The following is a 16,534-nucleotide window of genomic DNA, read 5'->3' on the forward strand; positions in this document are numbered from 1 at the left end:
CAAGATGGCCCGCCTCAGTTGAACTGCGCCTTGCGATAGTCGCCGGGACTGACGCCGAAACGCCGGCGATAGGCGCGCGTGAAGAGCGGCAGGCTCGTGAAGCCCAGCCCATAAGCGATCTGGGCGACCGTCGAGCCGCGCCAGCGCGGGTTGCGGAGCTGGCGCGCCGCCAGTTCAAGCCGGCGGCGCAGGATATAGGCCCGCAGGCTGTCGCCCCGGCGCGAGAACATGGCGGCCAGCTCGCCAGCGTCAATGCCGATCGCGCCGGCCACGAGCTGGGCGTTGAGGCCGGGGTCACGGATATGGTCCTCGATGAAGTTGAGCACCCGCTCCTGATAGACCGCATCCAGGTCGGGCCCGTTCAGCTGGCTGCCGAAGGCGACGCTGTAGGAAGTGGAGATCATGTCGAGCAGCTGATGGGCAATGCTGTCGTCATGGGCTGAGTGAAAGCCGCGTTCGAGCTGCTTCCACAGGCCGCAGGCCATCAGGGCGGCGGTCGGGGTGAGCCCTTCGCGCGCCGGAAGGCGGCGGCCGCACAGCAGTTCAGGGTGTGGCAGATAATCGTTGATGACGTCTCCCGGCACCCGGACGAGCAGCATTTCCGCGTCATCGTCCAGATTGAAGAAGTGCGGGACGGCATTGTCGCACATGGTGAAGTCGCCTGCGCGCAGCATCGCCTCGTTGAGGCCCTGATGGAAAAGCCCGCGCCCGGCGAGCTGGATCAGGAAGGAATAGACGCGCGGCGTACTCCCGCTGATATGGTCATCCGTGCGGCGGATGGTGCAGGGGCCCGTGACCAGCCGCGCGAGGCTGATCTGCCCCAGCCCGCCCAGCTTGAGCCCGGCGCTGAAATTCCCGTGCTGCGGAATGAAGTCGGTCGCGGAGAGGCGTGTCGAATAGATTTCGTTCCAGGCCTGGGCGCGCCCCCTGCACACCAGTGCCTCCGTGCTGAAGCTTTCCATAGCCCTCCGCGCTCCACGCCTCCGGACGAGCCGGCGACGCTTCCTCTCCCGCTGATCCTCTCGTCTGGAAATCCTATATCAGATAGGAAAATTCTTTCCACGAGAAGAGTTCAGCTCTCCATCGCTCGCCTTAGGGCCGATGTCGATCCGGGACTTGCACCAGTCGGAAGGAAAGAGGGCCATTTCCCGTGTTTCCGACGCTGCACACCGTGTGCGCGAAATCGGCCGCTGATCGCCCGTCATGCCGTGACATCGGCAACGCGTTATATTTTCTCGTTATATTGTCGACCCTTTATCCACCCGCCCCGGTCGAGGAACGGATGGTCGACCAATATTTGTCACATATCGGTCAGCGCCTAGATTGGAGGGGACGGTCCCCAAAAAAAGGAAGGCATTCATGATGAGAAATTCCCTCAAGATGGCCCTTGTCGGTGCCGCGATGGCCGCAAGCGCTCCGCTTCTGGCTCAGGAAGCGGCCCCGGCGCCCACCCCAGCCCCAGCCCCGGCGCCTGCGCCGGCGCCAAATTCGCCTGCTGATCCCGCACAGCCTGGCATGCCGCCGGCAGCGACCGAGCAGTATACCGACGCCGATCTCAAGGCCTTCGCCCGCGCCGCAATCGAGGCCAGCAAAATTCAGCAGGACGCCACCGTGCCTGCGGAAGAAAAGCAGCCCAAGATGCTTGCCGCCGTTCAGGCGCAGGGGCTGGATCCAGTGAAGTTCAATGAGATCGCGCAGGCTTCGCAAGCCAATCCCACGCTTCGGCAGCGCATCCAGCAAGTTGCTTCGGCTGAAGCGCAACCTGGCGCTCAGCCGCAGAACTGAGGCAAAAAATGCCCGACGGTCGCCGCCGGCTCCGGAAACGGGGCCGGCGATCCGTTTTTGAGGGACAACTTGATCCCGGCTGACCAGCCCCTTCGCCCATGAGCGATTGGGGCGTGCCTCCCACCCCTTTCCAGCGCCTGTTTGTTGCTGATAATGCCCCTCATGACGCCAGAACGAGCGGGTGAGGATCAACAGCGCCAATGTCGATGATAGAAGTGCATCACGTGTCTCCCGGCACCCGGGCGGGACGAGCACGTGCCTGGGAAGAGCTTTACGCCACTCAGGTGGAACGGGCCACGGCCACACTTGGCGAATCCGAGACGGGGCCGACCCTCAGCAGCGGAACGCTGGGTCCAATGCGGCTGGTGCGCATCGAGATGGGCTCAGGCTCGCTCCAGCGGACGGCCGAGGAAATCGGCCATGTCGCCGAACCCGCTTATTCCTTCCTGCTGCAGATCGCGGGTCAGGCCAGCTTCTCCCACTACGGGCAGGATTGTGTCCTGGGTCCGGGCGACATGTCGCTCTGCAACAATGCTGTCCCTTACAGCTACACCGCGCACGGCCCTGTCGAACTGCTCCTCATCCGCGCGGGAATCGGCACGATACGCGAGCATCTGCCTTCGCCGGAACAGTTTTGCGGGCGGCACCTGCGCGCCGCGGAGGGGCTGACCGAACACGCTGTTGGGCTGTCCCAAAGTGTCTATTTCCAACTCGCCGCGGACCTGCCGGAAGCGGTCCACAATCGCGTGGCGCGCAATTTGCTGGACGCGCTGGCCACCGCCTTCGCGATCGGCTTCGATGACCTCATCTCCTCTTCCGCAGTCCTCACCGGCCGCCATGCCCGGGTGCGTCTCTTCATCGAGGAGAATCTCCGAAATCCCGATCTCAGCCCCGGCTTCATCGCCACGCGCCTCAAGGTATCGTCCCGTTACCTGCGCATGATCTTCGCGGCGGGGAATGAGACCGCCTCGGCCTATGTCCTGCGCCGCCGGCTGGAGGAATGCGCCCGGCAGATGGCTGATCCAGCCTGCGCCCATCTCACCATCACCGACATCGCGTTCGGCTGGGGCTTCAATAGCGCGCCCCATTTTGCCCGCAGCTTTCGGGAGCGTTTCGGCGAGGCGCCGCGTGTCTATCGACGTGAAAAGCTGGAAGCGCTCGCCGCCGGCGGCGCGCCATCCGCAGGCGCCACCCAGAGCGTCTGACGCGGCACCGACTCTCGGCCGGTGCGCCGCCGCGCGCCCTGTTCAACGCGTAGTTCCGCCTCGTGCAAGTCGCACCCGGCGTTCGCTCGCAATGGTGCGCCGTTTCCGAAATGGCCAGACGGACCTGCGCGCATGAGCCTCAACCGCCCCGTTACGATCTTCAATGTCGGCGTGGTCCGGATCGGACAGGGCGTCGTCCTGTCCTGCGCGGAGGATTTCGCCGCACGGGGTGCGACCTCGGTGCTTCTCGTCACCACCCCGCCGACACGCGGCCTGTGCGCGCCCCTGATCGCGGCGCTGGAATCCCGGGCGATGAGCGTGACCGTCTGGGACGCGCTGACCGGCGAGCCAACCATCGAGAATTTCCACGATGCTCTGGCGACCACGCGCGCCTGCGGGGCCGATGCCGTCATTGGCCTGGGCGGAGGTAGCGCGATGGATGTGGCCAAGCTCGTCGCTGCCTTGGCGGACGGACGGCAGGGCATCGATGAGGTCATAGGCGTGGATCTGCTCGCCGGCCGGGCCTTGCCGCTCGCCTGCGTGCCCACCACGGCCGGCACCGGCAGCGAAGTGACGCCCATCGCCATCCTCGGGGACGAGGAGGAGGATCTCAAGAAAGGCGTGGTCAGCCCCTGGCTCATCCCTGATTTCGCTTATCTCGATCCGGAACTCACCGTCTCCATGCCGCGCGCCGTGACGGCGTCGACCGGGGTGGATGCGCTCACCCACTGTATCGAGGCTTATGCGAACCGCTTCGCTCATCCCGTGGTCGACATCTTCGCACTGGAAGGCATAAGCCTGATCGCATCGCATCTCGAGCGCGCCTGCGCCGACGGCACCGATCTGGTGGCACGCGAGGCGATGCTGCGCGCCAGCTATTATGGCGGCCTGTGCCTCGGCCCGGTGAATACCGCCGCGGTGCATGCCCTGGCCTATCCGCTGGGAGGGGAATTCCACATCCCGCACGGGGTCGCCAATTCCATCCTGCTCCCGCATGTGCTGCGCTTCAATCTCGCGGCGGCTCCGGGGCGCTATGCCGCCATCGCGCGCGCTATGGGCATCCCCGACGGGCCGGACGACGAAGCGACCGCCCGTGCCGGCATCGAATTCGTGGCCGACCTGTCTGCCCGCGTCGGCATCCCCGCCGGACTCTCCGGCATGGGCATCAGTGCCAATGCCATTCCCCGCATGGCCAGCTCCGCGATGAAAGTAACGCGCCTCCTCGAACGCAACCTGCGCGACCTGACCGAAGAGGACGCCGCACGCATTTATGAAGCGGCGCTGTAGCGCGGGACGACATTCATCCAATATTTTCGTCATGCTGAACTTGTTTCAGCATGACGTTTTACTGGGAGGCAACGCGCCCCAGAGGTTGAATGTCGATCAGCCTAGAGCGCGGGGCGACAGCTTGACAATCTGAGCAAAGTGGCCGGGCCGCCTTTCGTGTGAAGTGCGGAGGGATCGCCGCCCGGCCATGTCTGGGCTCTCGATCTCTCGGGCTATGAGGAGCCCTCGCTCAGCCTGTGGGGCGCCTGGCAGGGCGAGGCGCTCGCCGGTATGATTGCGCTCAAGCGGATCGCCCTGGGCCATGGCGAGATCAAGTCGATGCGCACACATCCCGATCATCTGCGGCAGGGTGTCGGCAAGGCACTGCTCGTCCATCTCGTGGAGGCGGCACGCGGGCTGGATTTCGTGCTGCTCTCGCTGGAAACGGGCCGTGGCGAAGCGTTTGAGCCCGCGCTGGCGCTCTATCGCGCCCATGGTTTCACGGATGGGCCGGCTTTCTCGCATTATGAGGCCAACGCGTTCAGCCAGTTCCTGCACATGCGCCTGACCTGACGCCTCTCCTCCAGCAACGGCGACGGGTTTACGGCTTCAGTCGGTCGTGGCGCTCACCAGCAGCTTGTCGATCTTGCGCCCGTCCATGTCGAGCACCTCGAAACGCCATCCTTGCTGGTCGAAATTCTCACCTTCCTCAGGCAGGCGACGCAACACCGCCAGCACGAAGCCGGCCACCGTTGCGAAGTCGCGGTCCTCGGGCAGGCTGATATCCAGCCGCTCGGCCAGCGCATCGATGGACATCTGGCCCGACACCAGCAGCGATCCGTCCTCCCGCTCCGTCACCATGGGCTGCGCGTAGAGATCGCTGTCGGAGGCGAACTCGCCTGCGATGGCCGACATGAGGTCGGATGGCGTCACGATTCCTTCGAAGTGACCATATTCGTCATGGACCATGAGCATGGGTACGTCGGCTTCGCGCAGCCGGTTGAGCGCGTCCATCGCATCCACCTGATCGGGAACGATCGGCACGGTGCGCATCAAGGCGCGCAGGTCAAGCGCTTCCCCGCGGAACAGCGCCGCCATGATGTCGCGGGCCTGCACCACGCCGATAATGTCTTCCACGCTGCCCTGCGCCACCGGCAACCGCGTATGGGGAGTTGCCAGCAGTTTCTGGCGCAGGTCGGCAGCGTCGCCGTCCGCGTCCAGCCAGTCCACTTCCGGGCGGGGAGTCATCACTTCGCGAACGGGCCGGTCCGCGAGGCGCACGACGCCCGAGATGATCGCGCGTTCGCTTTCCTCGATCACGCCCTGCCGGCTCGCTTCGGCCACGATGAGCTGCAGTTCCTCGGCCGTGACATGATTGGAGGAATCCGGCTTGATCCGCAGCAATCGGAACACCAGCTCGCTGGACTTGTCCAGCAGCCAGACGAGAGGAGCCGTGGCCCGGGCCAGTCCCTGCATCACCGGCGCGATCACCACCGCCAGCGGCTCGGGATTGCGCAGGGCCAGCTGCTTGGGGACCAGCTCGCCGATGATCAGCGAGAGATAGGTGGCGAAGAGGATGGCGATCGTGAAGCCCGCATTCTCGGCGATATTCGGCGCGACGCCATAGCTGGCGATGATGGCGCCGAGCGGCCCGCCCAGCTTGTCGCCGGAATAGGCGCCCGACAGCACGCCGATGAGGGTGATGCCGATCTGCACGGTGGAGAGGAAGCGGCCTGGCTCGGCGCTCAGTTCCAGCGCGGCGGCCGCCCCTCGCTTCCCTGCTTTGGCCATTCCCTGAAGGCGCGGACGGCGCGCGGATACGATCGCCAGCTCGGACATCGCGAACAGGCCATTGATGGCGGCGAGCGCAACGACGATCGCCAGATCGATCCATGGAAAAGCGGGGGTGACTTCAGGGAGGGGCATGAAGTGAGACTCTAATAGACATTTTTTTGCGGCGCGCCACAACGGAGAGCATGTCCAGGCAGTCAGCGTGATGGCGGATTTTGGCAGATTATATTGCCCTGCTTCCCGCAGCCTTTTATTTTGGCGCGAGAGCGAACGACCGGCGCCGGATGCCAGAATTGGTTCCCAGGAGGGATGGCCGTTCAGGGAACGATCAGGTTTTGAGGTGCGTTATGGGCGCGCCCGTGCTGGGCGGGCCCTGTAAAGGATGAGGGAGAAAGACATGAACGTTCGCAGCCACCCCCGAATTGCCCTAGCCGGGGCGGCGCTCGCGGCACTGGCTCTCTCCGGCTGCGTCACGGACCCCGAGACCGGTAACCGCACAATCTCCAAGGCAGCGATCGGCGGCGTCGGCGGTGCCCTGGGCGGCTATCTCCTTGGCGATCTGCTCGGCGGCCGGAACGACAGGACCGAGAAGATCGTCGGCGCAGGCATCGGCGCGATCGCCGGCGCGGGCGTCGGCGCCTATATGGATGCGCAGGAAAAGAAGATGCGCGAACGCACTGCCGGCACTGGCGTGGATGTCGTGCGTCAGGGCGACGAGCTGCTGCTGCGTATGCCCTCCGGCATCACTTTCGCAACCAATCAATCGAGCATCCAGCCGCAGTTCCAGCCCACGCTGAACGAAGTGGCCGCAACGCTCGCCGAATATCCCAAGACCATGATCGATGTGCTCGGCCACACCGATTCGGATGGTACGGAAGCCTATAACCAGGCGCTTTCCGAGCGGCGCGCGCAGAGCGTAGCCGATTATCTGGCGTCGCACGGAGTCGCGCGGGTGCGCGTGGCGACGATGGGCTATGGCGAGACGCGGCCCATCGCATCGAACGAGACCCCCGAGGGCAAGGCGCAGAACCGTCGCGTCGAGATCAAGATCGTCCCGGCCGTGGAAGGCTGAGGCCGGATCTCGCCCGGGCGCCGCATTCGTTTCACGCGGCGTCCGGGCCCCCTCCTGCCGTATGGTCACCGCGTGAAGGGGCTGGGTCGTCCTTCCCCGTCCACGGCGACCATCGTGAAGGTCGCCGCTGCCGACTGCCGGCGCTCTCCCGTCATGAGATCTTCCGCCCGCAGGTCGACTGCGACCCGCAACGAACTGCGTCCGACTGACAGCACGTGCGCGGCGAGATCGACCATTTCGCCTGACCGGATGGGCGAGGCGAATTCGATCCGATCGGAAGCCGCCATGACGATCACGGCCCTTGCATGGCGGGACGCGGCGATGAACGCGGCCTTGCCCATCATCTTGAGCGCGTCGCCGCCGTAGAGCGTGCCATAATGATTGGTCTGCGGCGGGAACACCATGTCCACCATGCGCAGCATGCCGTCCTCGGGAGCGGCGCTTGGCTCCCCGTGTCTCTCCGTCGTCAGTGTGGGCAGCGGAAGTTGCGTGCCAGGCCCCTTGACCGCGACGAGCGTGAAGCGCCCCCGGGTGCACAGGCGACGCTCGCCGGTCACCGGATTTTCGGCGACCAGTTCCACGTCAACATCCAGCGCGCTGTTGCCCACGCGGGCCACGCGTCCGCTTGCCTCGATCATGTCCCCGGTGCGTGCCGGCGCGGCGAAGTCGATCTTCTCGGAGGCCGCCGTCACGAACGGCGCCCGGCCGTGACGGGTCGCGGCAAGGAAGGCGATCTTGTCCATATGCGCCAGCGCAACACCGCCGAAAAGCGTGCCGTGGTGATTGGTGTCGCCGGGAAACACCATGTCGATCAACCGGACGGTGCTGTCGTTCGTAGCGGGGGCCGCGGGCTGGGTGGTCTGGGTCACTGCGTCATAATCCCGATTGGGACGGAGCAACGGACGGACGCCAGAATCCATCGCGCGCCTGTGACAGGCACGGCTGGGCAAGCGACCAGCCCGGACACCCCGCCGGTGGACGTTATCGCGTCGGAGGCAGGTCTCCTGGCTCGCGGGTCGGCGCGGACGGTCTGGCCTTCCCGGCAAGCGTGCTTGCCAGTGACGCGTGATGACCGCCGCTCGCCGCTTACAGTTGCGGGGGCAGCGCCGGCTTTCCACCGGCTTCCCTCTTGGCTCCGTCCGGCATGGGCCAGACGGAGAACCTCGACGGCGTGGACATCGCCGGAGCGGAGAGAGGCGTCAAGGGGCACGGTTCGTATCCGTGCGCCCGGTTCGTTTGGCCGCCGTTGGGAGGCCGGGCGCTTCAGCCCTTCGCGTTGACCGCCGAATAGAGGACCGGCCATTCCCAGGCGCCGCGACACACCGGCATGGATCGCGCCTCGGTCAGCCGGAACAGGGCACCGTCCCAGCGATAGGTCTCCGCAGTGCCGCAATCGCCCAGACCCCGCCCCTTGGCGAAGCTGGAGAGCTCGCCTCGAGCCGGATTCCAGCGCGCATTGACGAGCATGGGCGGCGTGCCGGGATCGCCGGTGAAGCCCGGCACATGGTCGAAGCGGGCAATGCTGAACTGCCACTGGCCGTCCCCGCCGGTCGCGAGGAGCGGCACCATGCTGACATTATAGGCGCCGCTGTCGCAAGGCAGGAGAATGAGGGCGTGCTGCGGATCGAGCCGGTGGGTTTCCAGTGGCGGCCCTGCGTCGACCTGTCCCTCGCAAGCCGCGAGCTGCCGGGCCGCGATCTGCTCCTGTGCCGTGAAGATGGGGGGCGGGCTGTCCGGCACGGCCGGCGCCGCGGGGGCGAGGTCGCTATCCGGCGGCAGCGGCTTGGCGAGATCCGCCGGGCCGTCGCCCAGCGCAGCGAGCGCGCCCTTGCTGCCCACCCGGCCCTGCTGTTCGTCGATGTAGCGCAGGGCGGCGGGCAATCCGCGCAGGGACGGCGCGTCGATCAGCACCGGCGCGCTCTTCCGTTTCTTCGGGCGCTCCCGCACTTCGAAAGCGTAGCTCGATCCGAGCGCGCGCATGATGTCCAGCGCCAGGGGGCCAGTCAGCTCGATCATGTCCTTGTTCGCGGTGGCCTGGGTCAGGCTCTTGTTGTCCACCACGATGTCGATCTGGCCACTGAGATGATCGGCGCCGATGAGGCGCAGCGTCGCTTCGCCCGTGGAGCCGCCGGCCCGCTGGATGGAAACGAGCACGGAATAGGCCGTGCCGGCTCCTTCCGGCACGAGTGAAACGGCACTGCAGCTGAGCCGGTTGTCGCAGCCCACTGCCCAGTCCTCGAAAATCTGGATGCGCCCGAGCATGGGACTTTCGACGCCGGGAAGTCCGGCCGTCATGGCGCCCATGCCGGGTGCGGCCGGGATCGACTGGCCCGCCTGTGGTGCCGCGGCCGGTTGCGGCACTGCGGCGGACGGCAGTGCGCTTGCGGTACAGGCAAGCGACAGGGCCGCGATTCGGTTCAGGGCAGTGACCAATCTTGTCATCGTACCTGTCATAATGCAGTTGCTCAGGATCGAGTAGAGCCTAGCATGGTTGGCGGTTCATTCATCGAAAGGATAGCGCATGCGCAAGATCGGAGTGATCGGGGCTGGCCAGATGGGCGCCGGAATCGCTCATGTCTCCGCCCAGGCCGGCTATGAGGTGCTGTTGCGCGACATGGATCTCGGCCGGGCCGAAGCAGGCAAGGCCGGCATCAGCAAGCGCATGAAGCGCGCGGTCGAGGGCGGCAAGATGGCGGAGAGCGACGCGCAGGCGGCGCTGGCACGCATCACCCCCGTTGCCGAGCTTGCGCCCTTTGCCGACTGCGATCTGGTCATCGAGGCGGCGACGGAGCGGGAGGAGATCAAGCGCACCATCTTCGGTGAGGTCGGCAAGCTGCTCGGCCCCGATGCGATCCTTGCGTCCAACACCTCGTCCATCCCGATCACGCGGCTGGCGCAGGCGACGGGGGACCCGGCGCGGTTCGTGGGTGTGCATTTCTTCAATCCGGTGCCGGTGATGGGACTCATCGAACTGATCCGGGGCCTTGCCACCGCGCCGGAGACGGTTGCCGCCGTGGAAGCGTATGCACGCACGCTCGGCAAGGAAGTGGTCCATGCCTTCGATGCCCCCGGCTTCATCGTCAACCGCATCCTCATGCCGATGCTCAACGAGGCGATCTTCGCGCTGGGCGAGGGCGTGGCGAGCATGAAGGATATCGACACCGCCATCCGCCTGGGCCTTAATCATCCCATGGGTCCACTGACGCTGGCGGATTTCGTCGGCCTCGATACCTGCCTGGAGATCTGCAAGGTGCTTCACGAGACCACCGGCGATCCCAAGTTCCGTCCGGCCCCGCTGCTGGTCAAATATGTCGAGGCGGGCTGGTATGGCCGCAAGACCGGCAGGGGCTTCTACGATTATTCGGGCGAGGAACCGGTGCCGACGCGCTGAGGCGCCGGCACCTTTCCTCACGCGGAAATCAGGCGCGGCCTGCCCGCGCCGCCTCCTGAATGAAACGGAAGACAGCGGCGTCGAACCCGGGGTCGGCCTTGCCTTCGCCCGTGCCGTGCCAGCTTTCCATGTCGTTATAGAGCCGCGTCACGCCTTGCATCATCGCCGGGGTCGCGACGGCCTGGAAGGGGGCGAGCAGCGCTTCCCATTCCCGCAGCAAAGCCTGTGCCTCTTCCCCGGCCGGGTCGAGCGGCAGGGCGCCCTTGATCCGTGCGCCGAGGTCGGCCCACTGTGCGGCATAGCGCTCCTGATCGAAATCCGCCGGCAGTGCGGCGTGAGCCGTGGCGAAATCGTCCTTTGCGTCTTCGGTCAGATATTGGTCGGTGATTGTCCGCCAGGTCTGTGTGTTCATGGTGCTTTCTCCATCCCGGATCAGCGAGCAGAAGGTCGCGACATCGATGGGCTCGCTGCGATCGATGCGGGACAGGATGGCCGAGAGGCGCGTGCGTGCGTCGGCGATCTCGCGCGCCTGCGCCGTGAGCGACGCGATCTGTGCGGTGATCAGCGCGCGCAGGTCCAGCCGTCGGCCGGCGGCAATGCGCTGGATCTGCGCAAGGCTGAGCCCGGCCCGCTTGAGCGCGAGGATCTGATGCACCCGCTCCAGCTCCGCCGGGCCGTAATGTCGCCGGCCGGATGCCGTGCGCAGCGGCGTCACCAGCCCCCGCGCTTCATAGAAGCGCAGTGCGCGGGCCGTCAGGCCCGTGCGGCGGGCGACTTCGGCAATATCGAGCGACTCGGTCATGCCGCGTCTATGCCAGTTGACGCTGCGTCAACTTCAAGAGGTCTTGGGCAGCGCGTCAGAGGCTGAGCATCAGCCCCGCCAGCGCCGCACTCATCAGGTTGGCGAGGCTGCCGGCGATCAGTGCCTTGATGCCCAGTTTCGCGATCATGGGCCGTTGATTGGGCGCGAGATTGCCGGTGACCGCCATCTGGATGGCAATGGACGAGAAATTGGCGAAGCCGCAGAGCGCGAAGGTCGTGATCGCGATCGTGGCCGGGGAAAGCGCGCCCTGGACCTGGCCGAGCTCGATATAGGCGACGAATTCGTTGAGCACGACCTTGGTGCCGAACAGGCCGCCCGCGATCTGTGCCTCGCTCCAGGGGATGTTGAGCAGCAGCATGACGGGCGCGAAGATCTTGCCGAGCAGCATCTGGAAGCTGAGGCCGGGATAGCCGAACCAGTCACCCACGCCCGCGAGGAGCCCGTTCGCAAGTGCGACCAGCGCCACGAAGGAGAGGACCATGGCACCCACGGCCACGGCCAGTTTGACGCCGGTCTGCGCGCCCTGCGCCGCCGCCATGATGATGTTGGCGGGCTTCTCTTCCTCATGCGTCGCGTCCGGCAGGATCACCGGTTCGATCTCGGCATCGTCGGGGTGGTCCGGCATGATGATCTTGGCCATCAGGATGCCGCCCGGCGCCGCCATGAAGCTCGCGGCGAGCAGATAGTCGATCTGGATGCCCATGGAGGCATAAGCCGCGAGGATCGTCCCCGCCACGCCGGCCATGCCGCTCGACATGACGGTGAAGAGCTGCGCGGGCGTGAGGCTGGAGAGATAGGGCCGGATGACCAGCGGGCTTTCGCTCTGCCCCACGAAGACGTTCGCGGCGGCGCACAGGCTCTCCACTTTCGAGACGCCGGTGACTTTCTGGATGCCGCCGCCCACCCAGCGCACGACGAGCTGCATGATGCCGAGATAATAAAGGATGGAGACGAGGCTGGCGAAGAAGATGATGACCGGCAGCGCGGCGATGGCGAAGCTAGTGCCGCCGACTTCGGGCCGGGCCAGCGGACCGAAGATGAAATCCGTGCCGGCCTGCGCATAATGCAGCAGGTTCGAGACGCCCTGCGCCATGCCGGCGATGATGGCCTTGCCGGCCGGCACGTAGAGCACCAGCAGCGCGATGCCGGCCTGCAGTGCGAAGGCGGAAGCGACCACGCGCGGACGGATGGCGCGCCGGTTGTTGGAGAGCAGGAAGGCGATGGCGAGGATGGCGAGAATGCCGCCGAGGCCGATGACGATGGGCATGAAGAAGTGCGCGGTCCCCTGACCCCCTGGCCCGAGCGGCGGAGGCACGGTCGCCCCTTATACAGGGGCGGGGCGCCGCGGCAATCCGGTGGCTCGGTTCGGGAGGATGGCGCCGTCGCGGCCGGTGCGACCTGTGGCACTTCGCCTTCGCTCGGGCCCTCCCAACGCCTTCTCAGAGGGCCGCGAGAATCGATCCGGCCAGCTTCTCGGGCTGCTGGGAGCCGATGAAGAGCACCTTGCCGTTGCGCAGCACGATCTTCACCGCGCGATTGCCGCGCGCGCTGTACATCCGTCCCTCGCGCCCGACCCTGAGCCCCCACCCGCCGAAATCGCGCAGCGGCCGGTAAGCCACCGCTTCCACTTGAGCGATGTCCGTGAGCGGCACGCGCCGGCGCAGTCCGGCCGGAAAGCCGAACTCGATCTCCGTTTCGTCCACCCTGGTCACGAGGCGGAAGGCATATTGGAGGATTGCAAGGATGCCCGCCACTGCCGCGAGCAACGCGAGCGCGCCGGCGACCTCATTGCGCGGCGCGGAGACCAGTGCCGCGATCGCGACCGCGCCGATGACGGCTAGCACTGCCGCGAGCACGCCGGGGGAGAACCGCTGTTCCTCGTGAAATCGCATCCATGTCTCTCCCCGGACGGTTTAGCTCCGTGGCGGAGCCAGCAGCTCCAGCGCCGCTGCCGTCATGGCCGTGGCACCGGTTACTACGGCCGGTTCGGGCGATATCTTGAACAGCGGGGAGTGATGGGAGGCAATCGGCGCGCCGCCCGCCTTCTCGGCGTCCAGCCAGGCCTTCTCGGCGCCGCCCACGGCAATATAATAACCTTTTACCCCGGTGTCCGGCGTGACGAAATAGGCGAAGTCTTCCGCACCCATCGTCTTCTGTTCGAAAGGCGTCACCTTGTCCGGCCCGAGCGCCTGCGCCACCGCCGCGTTGAGCTGCCGGGCGAGCGCGGGATCATTCGCGGTGACCGGCGTGCTCTCCACGACGTTCACGACCGGCATTTTGTCCTCGGACATGCCGTTCAGCGTCGCGATGCTGCTCGCGATGCGGCGGATGCCGTCGATCAACCGATCCCGTTCCGTCTGGTTGTTCGCCCGCACCGTGAGTTCGAGCTTGGCCTGCTCGGAAATGATGTTGTGCTTGGAACCGGCGTGGAAACTGCCCACGGTGATGACGCCCGGATCGAGCGGGGGGCGTTCACGACTGATGAGACCCTGCAGCGCGATCACCATCTGCGAGGCCATGTACACCGGGTCCTTGCCCATGTGCGGCGCCGCGCCGTGGGCGCCCACGCCCGGAAAGATCACGTCGACCGCGTCGGCCGAGGAATATTGCGTGCCTTCGGCTGCCGAGACGGTGCCCGCAAGCCGGGACGCGTCGACATGGAAGGCAAGCGCATAGTCTGGCTTGGGAAAGCGCGTGTAGAGCCCGTCCTTCACCATTGCGATCGCGCCGCCGATCCGCTCTTCTGCCGGCTGGACAACGAACAGAACGGTGCCGGACCAGCGATCCTTCATGGCCGCCAGCTGCCGCGCGGTGGCGACGAGCCCGGTAATGTGCGTGTCATGCCCGCAGGCATGCATGACCGGCTTCTCCACCCCGTCGATGTCGACCTGACGCGCCTTGCTGGCCATGGGCAGGCCGGAGCGTTCCTCGACCGGCAGGCCGTCCATGTCGGCGCGGATCAGCACGGTCGGGCCCGCGCCGTTCTTCAGGACGCCCACCACGCCGGTGCCGCCCACCTTCTCCGTCACCACCACGCCGGGCACAGCCCGCAGCGCGGCGGCCATCTTCCCGGCCGTGCGGTCCTCACGGAAGGAAAGCTCGGGGTTGCGGTGGAAGTCCTCCCACATCGCGCCGAGGTCCTTCTTGTAGTCGGCGCGGATCGCGGCGGCGTAATCGGTCTCGGCAAGCGCGGGCTGGCCGGCAAGAACGGCCGCCAGGACGGCCGGGATGGTGATGCGCATATATTTCCCCTTTTGGGCGAGCCTATCCAGCGCGGGGGCGGATGTCATCGGGATTTTTTGCGGACGCGAAGAGACGGCCGGGGCGCGCAGGGCGCCCGTTCCGCCGGCCCGAGCGACCAGCCCCGACGAAGGAAAGCGCACCGGCCGGGCGAGGGCACCGGAGCGGGAAGGAGTCCGCTGCGCCACGCTCCTCAAGGCCGCTCTTTCCGCATGGCGCCAAAGTGGATATGGATCGCGCATGCCAGCCTCTTCCACGCCGGATTTCCCCCGCGCCCGCCTCTCCACTTCGCTGTTCTTCTTCTCGGTCTTCTACGGGGGAATGGTTTGCGTCGCCGGTGTGCTCGGCAACAAGCAGGTGTCCTTGGGCCCGTTGTCGGCGATCGGCCCACTGCTCGGCGTGGGGCCGTTGGCGGTGGAAGCGGGCATCTTTGCCTTCCTGCTGCTCGTGGTGGTGTCGAGCGCCGTTGCCGAAGTGCATGGGCGTGCCCTTGCCAACCGGCTGGTCGTCTACGGCTTCGTTCCGTTGCTTGCCTCCATGGCGCTTTCCTGGCTGGTGCACTGGCTGCCCGCCTCGCAGGAGATGCAGCCGGCCAATCGCGAGGCGATCCAGCTCGTGTTGGGCGCGACATCGCGCATCTGGGGGGCCGGCATCATCGCTTACGGCATTTCGCAGACGCTCAATGTGACGCTCTTCGCCTGGCTCAAGGGGCGCGAGGGCAGTCGCCTGCTCTGGCTGCGCGCCGCAATTGCCAGCATCCTTTCGCAGATCGTCGATACGCTCCTGTTCGTATCGATTGCCTTCTACGGCGTGTTCCCGATCGGCGACCTGCTCATCGGGCAGATGCTCGCCAAGGTCGTGCTGTCGGCGCTGATGGTGCCGCCGCTCATCTATGTTTTCGTGGCGCTCGCGCGCCGCTTGGACGCGCGCTGACCCCGGGGAAACAGGCCCGGGACGGCGGCATTTCTTGCGCCTGTTCCCGCAAGGGCTTATGCGCGCGCGCATGACCAATCATCACGCGCCCGACCCCGCCCTGCTCGCCAAGGCCGAAACCCTGACTGAAGCGCTGCCCTACATGCAGCGCTATGCCGGCGAGACGTTCGTCGTGAAATATGGCGGCCATGCCATGGGCGATCCGGAAGCCGCCCGCGACTTCGCGGAGGATGTCGTGCTCATGAAGATGGTCGGCATCAACGTGGTCGTCGTGCATGGCGGCGGCCCGCAGATCGGCGCCATGCTCAAGAAGCTGGGCGTGGAAAGCAAGTTCGTGAACGGCCTGCGCGTGACCGATGCGGAGACCGCGCAGATCGCCGAGATGGTCCTGGCCGGCTCCATCAACAAGGAGATCGTGGGCTGGATCAGCCAGGCCGGCGGCCGGGCGGTCGGCATTTCCGGCAAGGATGCCGGCCTCGTGCTGTGCGAGAAAGTGGGCGACAAGCGCGAGCCGGACCCGAACAGCGGGATCGAGCGCAATGTCGATCTCGGCTTCGTCGGCGATCCGGTGCGGATCGACCGGCGCATTCTCGACAGTCTCTCGCGTGATGGCATCATTCCGGTCGTGGCGCCGGTCGGCATCGGTGCCGATGGCCAGACTTACAATGTGAACGCCGACACCATGGCCGGTGCGATTGCGGCCGAGCTCAACGCGCGGCGCTTCTTCCTGCTGACCGACGTTCCGGGCGTGCTGAGCAAGGACAAGGCGCTGCTGAGCGACCTCGATCCGGCGAAGATCGGCGCGCTGGTCGCGGACGGCACCATTTCCGGGGGGATGATCCCCAAGGTCGAGACCTGCGTGAAGGCGGTCGAAGGCGGGGTGGATGCCGCCGTGATCCTCGATGGGCGCGTGCCGCATGTCATGCTGCTGGAGGTCTTCACCAGACAGGGGGCGGGAACGCTGGTGCATCTCTAGGCCGTGCGGCGCGGGCTTGCATCCGGACGGCCGCGGACACATCTCTCCCCGG

Annotated in this window: 15 protein-coding genes, 1 pseudogene and 1 riboswitch; of the genes and pseudogenes, 8 read left to right on the forward strand and 8 right to left on the reverse strand. The window is 66.3% G+C overall.

The window, feature by feature from the left end; all coding sequences use genetic code 11:
• Nucleotides 1–14: 14 nt before the first annotated feature.
• Nucleotides 15–962 (reverse strand): helix-turn-helix domain-containing protein, encoded by a 948-nt coding sequence (locus SLG_RS01525; protein WP_014074638.1) that lies wholly within the window; start codon nt 960–962, stop codon nt 15–17.
• Between the two features lie 553 nt (nt 963–1,515).
• Here SLG_RS01525 and SLG_RS21200 point away from each other — a divergent pair.
• The 4 genes and pseudogenes from SLG_RS21200 to SLG_RS01545 form a co-directional block, all read left to right on the forward strand.
• The gene (locus tag SLG_RS21200; RefSeq protein ID WP_148276459.1) at nt 1,516–1,785 is read left to right on the forward strand and encodes a DUF4168 domain-containing protein; all 270 of its coding nucleotides are present in this window, start codon (nt 1,516–1,518) and stop codon (nt 1,783–1,785) included.
• Nucleotides 1,786–1,985: 200 nt separating this feature from the next.
• Entirely contained in the window at nt 1,986–2,990 is a 1,005-nt protein-coding gene (locus tag SLG_RS20160; RefSeq protein ID WP_014074640.1) for a helix-turn-helix domain-containing protein, read from the forward strand.
• Between the two features lie 132 nt (nt 2,991–3,122).
• Complete coding sequence (locus tag SLG_RS01540) at nt 3,123–4,277, forward strand: iron-containing alcohol dehydrogenase (RefSeq protein WP_014074641.1); 1,155 nt, start codon at nt 3,123–3,125, stop codon at nt 4,275–4,277.
• 228 nt (nt 4,278–4,505) lie between these two features.
• Nucleotides 4,506–4,829 (forward strand): annotated as a pseudogene (locus tag SLG_RS01545) (GNAT family N-acetyltransferase); the annotation flags it as partial.
• A 36-nt stretch (nt 4,830–4,865) separates the two neighbouring features.
• Here SLG_RS01545 and SLG_RS01550 read toward each other — a convergent pair.
• Entirely contained in the window at nt 4,866–6,182 is a 1,317-nt protein-coding gene (locus SLG_RS01550) for a hemolysin family protein (protein ID WP_014074643.1), read from the reverse strand.
• A 262-nt stretch (nt 6,183–6,444) separates the two neighbouring features.
• Here SLG_RS01550 and SLG_RS01555 point away from each other — a divergent pair, with 262 nt between their 5' ends.
• Nucleotides 6,445–7,119, forward strand: a complete 675-nt coding sequence (locus tag SLG_RS01555) for an OmpA family protein (RefSeq protein ID WP_014074644.1) — start codon at nt 6,445–6,447, stop codon at nt 7,117–7,119.
• A 65-nt stretch (nt 7,120–7,184) separates the two neighbouring features.
• Here SLG_RS01555 and SLG_RS01560 read toward each other — a convergent pair whose 3' ends face one another.
• The gene (locus tag SLG_RS01560) at nt 7,185–8,039 is read right to left on the reverse strand and encodes an acyl-CoA thioesterase (RefSeq protein WP_231848717.1); all 855 of its coding nucleotides are present in this window, start codon (nt 8,037–8,039) and stop codon (nt 7,185–7,187) included.
• Between the two features lie 57 nt (nt 8,040–8,096).
• Nucleotides 8,097–8,300, reverse strand: a riboswitch (cobalamin riboswitch).
• An 82-nt stretch (nt 8,301–8,382) separates the two neighbouring features.
• Entirely contained in the window at nt 8,383–9,561 is a 1,179-nt protein-coding gene (locus tag SLG_RS01565; RefSeq protein WP_158512658.1) for a DUF1176 domain-containing protein, read from the reverse strand.
• A 79-nt stretch (nt 9,562–9,640) separates the two neighbouring features.
• Between SLG_RS01565 and SLG_RS01575 the strand changes: the two genes are divergently transcribed.
• On the forward strand, nt 9,641–10,510 hold the full coding sequence (locus SLG_RS01575; RefSeq protein ID WP_014074648.1) for a 3-hydroxybutyryl-CoA dehydrogenase: 870 nt from the start codon (nt 9,641–9,643) through the stop codon (nt 10,508–10,510).
• A gap of 28 nt (nt 10,511–10,538) precedes the next feature.
• Here SLG_RS01575 and SLG_RS01580 read toward each other — a convergent pair whose 3' ends face one another.
• The 4 genes from SLG_RS01580 to SLG_RS01595 all read right to left on the reverse strand — a co-directional run bounded on the left by SLG_RS01580 (nt 10,539) and on the right by SLG_RS01595 (nt 14,575).
• Nucleotides 10,539–11,312: a MerR family transcriptional regulator gene (locus SLG_RS01580; protein ID WP_014074649.1), complete on the reverse strand. Its 774-nt coding sequence runs from the start codon at nt 11,310–11,312 to the stop codon at nt 10,539–10,541.
• A 55-nt stretch (nt 11,313–11,367) separates the two neighbouring features.
• Nucleotides 11,368–12,600, reverse strand: coding sequence for a NupC/NupG family nucleoside CNT transporter (locus SLG_RS01585; RefSeq protein WP_014074650.1), 1,233 nt, complete (start codon nt 12,598–12,600; stop codon nt 11,368–11,370).
• 172 nt (nt 12,601–12,772) lie between these two features.
• Nucleotides 12,773–13,225 carry a hypothetical protein gene (locus SLG_RS01590; RefSeq protein ID WP_014074651.1) on the reverse strand — a complete coding sequence of 151 codons (453 nt, stop codon included), beginning with the start codon at nt 13,223–13,225 and terminating at the stop codon, nt 12,773–12,775.
• Between the two features lie 21 nt (nt 13,226–13,246).
• Nucleotides 13,247–14,575: an amidohydrolase gene (locus SLG_RS01595; RefSeq protein WP_014074652.1), complete on the reverse strand. Its 1,329-nt coding sequence runs from the start codon at nt 14,573–14,575 to the stop codon at nt 13,247–13,249.
• A 238-nt stretch (nt 14,576–14,813) separates the two neighbouring features.
• On the opposite strand from SLG_RS01595, the gene SLG_RS01600 reads away from it, so the two are divergent.
• Together SLG_RS01600 and argB are read left to right on the forward strand one after the other, a co-directional pair.
• Nucleotides 14,814–15,506: a queuosine precursor transporter gene (locus SLG_RS01600; RefSeq protein ID WP_014074653.1), complete on the forward strand. Its 693-nt coding sequence runs from the start codon at nt 14,814–14,816 to the stop codon at nt 15,504–15,506.
• Between the two features lie 58 nt (nt 15,507–15,564).
• Nucleotides 15,565–16,482, forward strand: coding sequence for an acetylglutamate kinase (gene argB, locus SLG_RS01605; protein WP_041391673.1), 918 nt, complete (start codon nt 15,565–15,567; stop codon nt 16,480–16,482).
• Nucleotides 16,483–16,534 lie beyond the last annotated feature (52 nt).

The sequence above is a fragment of the Sphingobium sp. SYK-6 genome (assembly GCF_000283515.1).
Taxonomy (GTDB): domain Bacteria; phylum Pseudomonadota; class Alphaproteobacteria; order Sphingomonadales; family Sphingomonadaceae; genus Sphingobium; species Sphingobium lignivorans.

What these genes read in the sequence shown, in the direction of transcription:
- SLG_RS01540 (WP_014074641.1), top strand. Translation starts at nt 3,123, where the DNA reads ATGAGCCTCAACCGCCCCGTTACGATCTTCAATGTCGGCGTGGTCCGG.
- SLG_RS21200 (WP_148276459.1), top strand. Translation starts at nt 1,516, where the DNA reads ATGCCGCCGGCAGCGACCGAGCAGTATACCGACGCCGATCTCAAGGCC.
- SLG_RS01525 (WP_014074638.1), bottom strand. Translation starts at nt 962, where the DNA reads ATGGAAAGCTTCAGCACGGAGGCACTGGTGTGCAGGGGGCGCGCCCAG.
- SLG_RS01555 (WP_014074644.1), top strand. Translation starts at nt 6,445, where the DNA reads ATGAACGTTCGCAGCCACCCCCGAATTGCCCTAGCCGGGGCGGCGCTC.
- SLG_RS01590 (WP_014074651.1), bottom strand. Translation starts at nt 13,225, where the DNA reads ATGCGATTTCACGAGGAACAGCGGTTCTCCCCCGGCGTGCTCGCGGCA.
- SLG_RS01565 (WP_158512658.1), bottom strand. Translation starts at nt 9,561, where the DNA reads ATGACAAGATTGGTCACTGCCCTGAACCGAATCGCGGCCCTGTCGCTT.
- SLG_RS01580 (WP_014074649.1), bottom strand. Translation starts at nt 11,312, where the DNA reads ATGACCGAGTCGCTCGATATTGCCGAAGTCGCCCGCCGCACGGGCCTG.
- SLG_RS20160 (WP_014074640.1), top strand. Translation starts at nt 1,986, where the DNA reads ATGTCGATGATAGAAGTGCATCACGTGTCTCCCGGCACCCGGGCGGGA.
- SLG_RS01550 (WP_014074643.1), bottom strand. Translation starts at nt 6,182, where the DNA reads ATGCCCCTCCCTGAAGTCACCCCCGCTTTTCCATGGATCGATCTGGCG.
- SLG_RS01585 (WP_014074650.1), bottom strand. Translation starts at nt 12,600, where the DNA reads ATGCCCATCGTCATCGGCCTCGGCGGCATTCTCGCCATCCTCGCCATC.
- SLG_RS01560 (WP_231848717.1), bottom strand. Translation starts at nt 8,039, where the DNA reads ATGGATTCTGGCGTCCGTCCGTTGCTCCGTCCCAATCGGGATTATGAC.
- SLG_RS01595 (WP_014074652.1), bottom strand. Translation starts at nt 14,575, where the DNA reads ATGCGCATCACCATCCCGGCCGTCCTGGCGGCCGTTCTTGCCGGCCAG.
- SLG_RS01600 (WP_014074653.1), top strand. Translation starts at nt 14,814, where the DNA reads ATGCCAGCCTCTTCCACGCCGGATTTCCCCCGCGCCCGCCTCTCCACT.
- SLG_RS01575 (WP_014074648.1), top strand. Translation starts at nt 9,641, where the DNA reads ATGCGCAAGATCGGAGTGATCGGGGCTGGCCAGATGGGCGCCGGAATC.
- argB (WP_041391673.1), top strand. Translation starts at nt 15,565, where the DNA reads ATGCGCGCGCGCATGACCAATCATCACGCGCCCGACCCCGCCCTGCTC.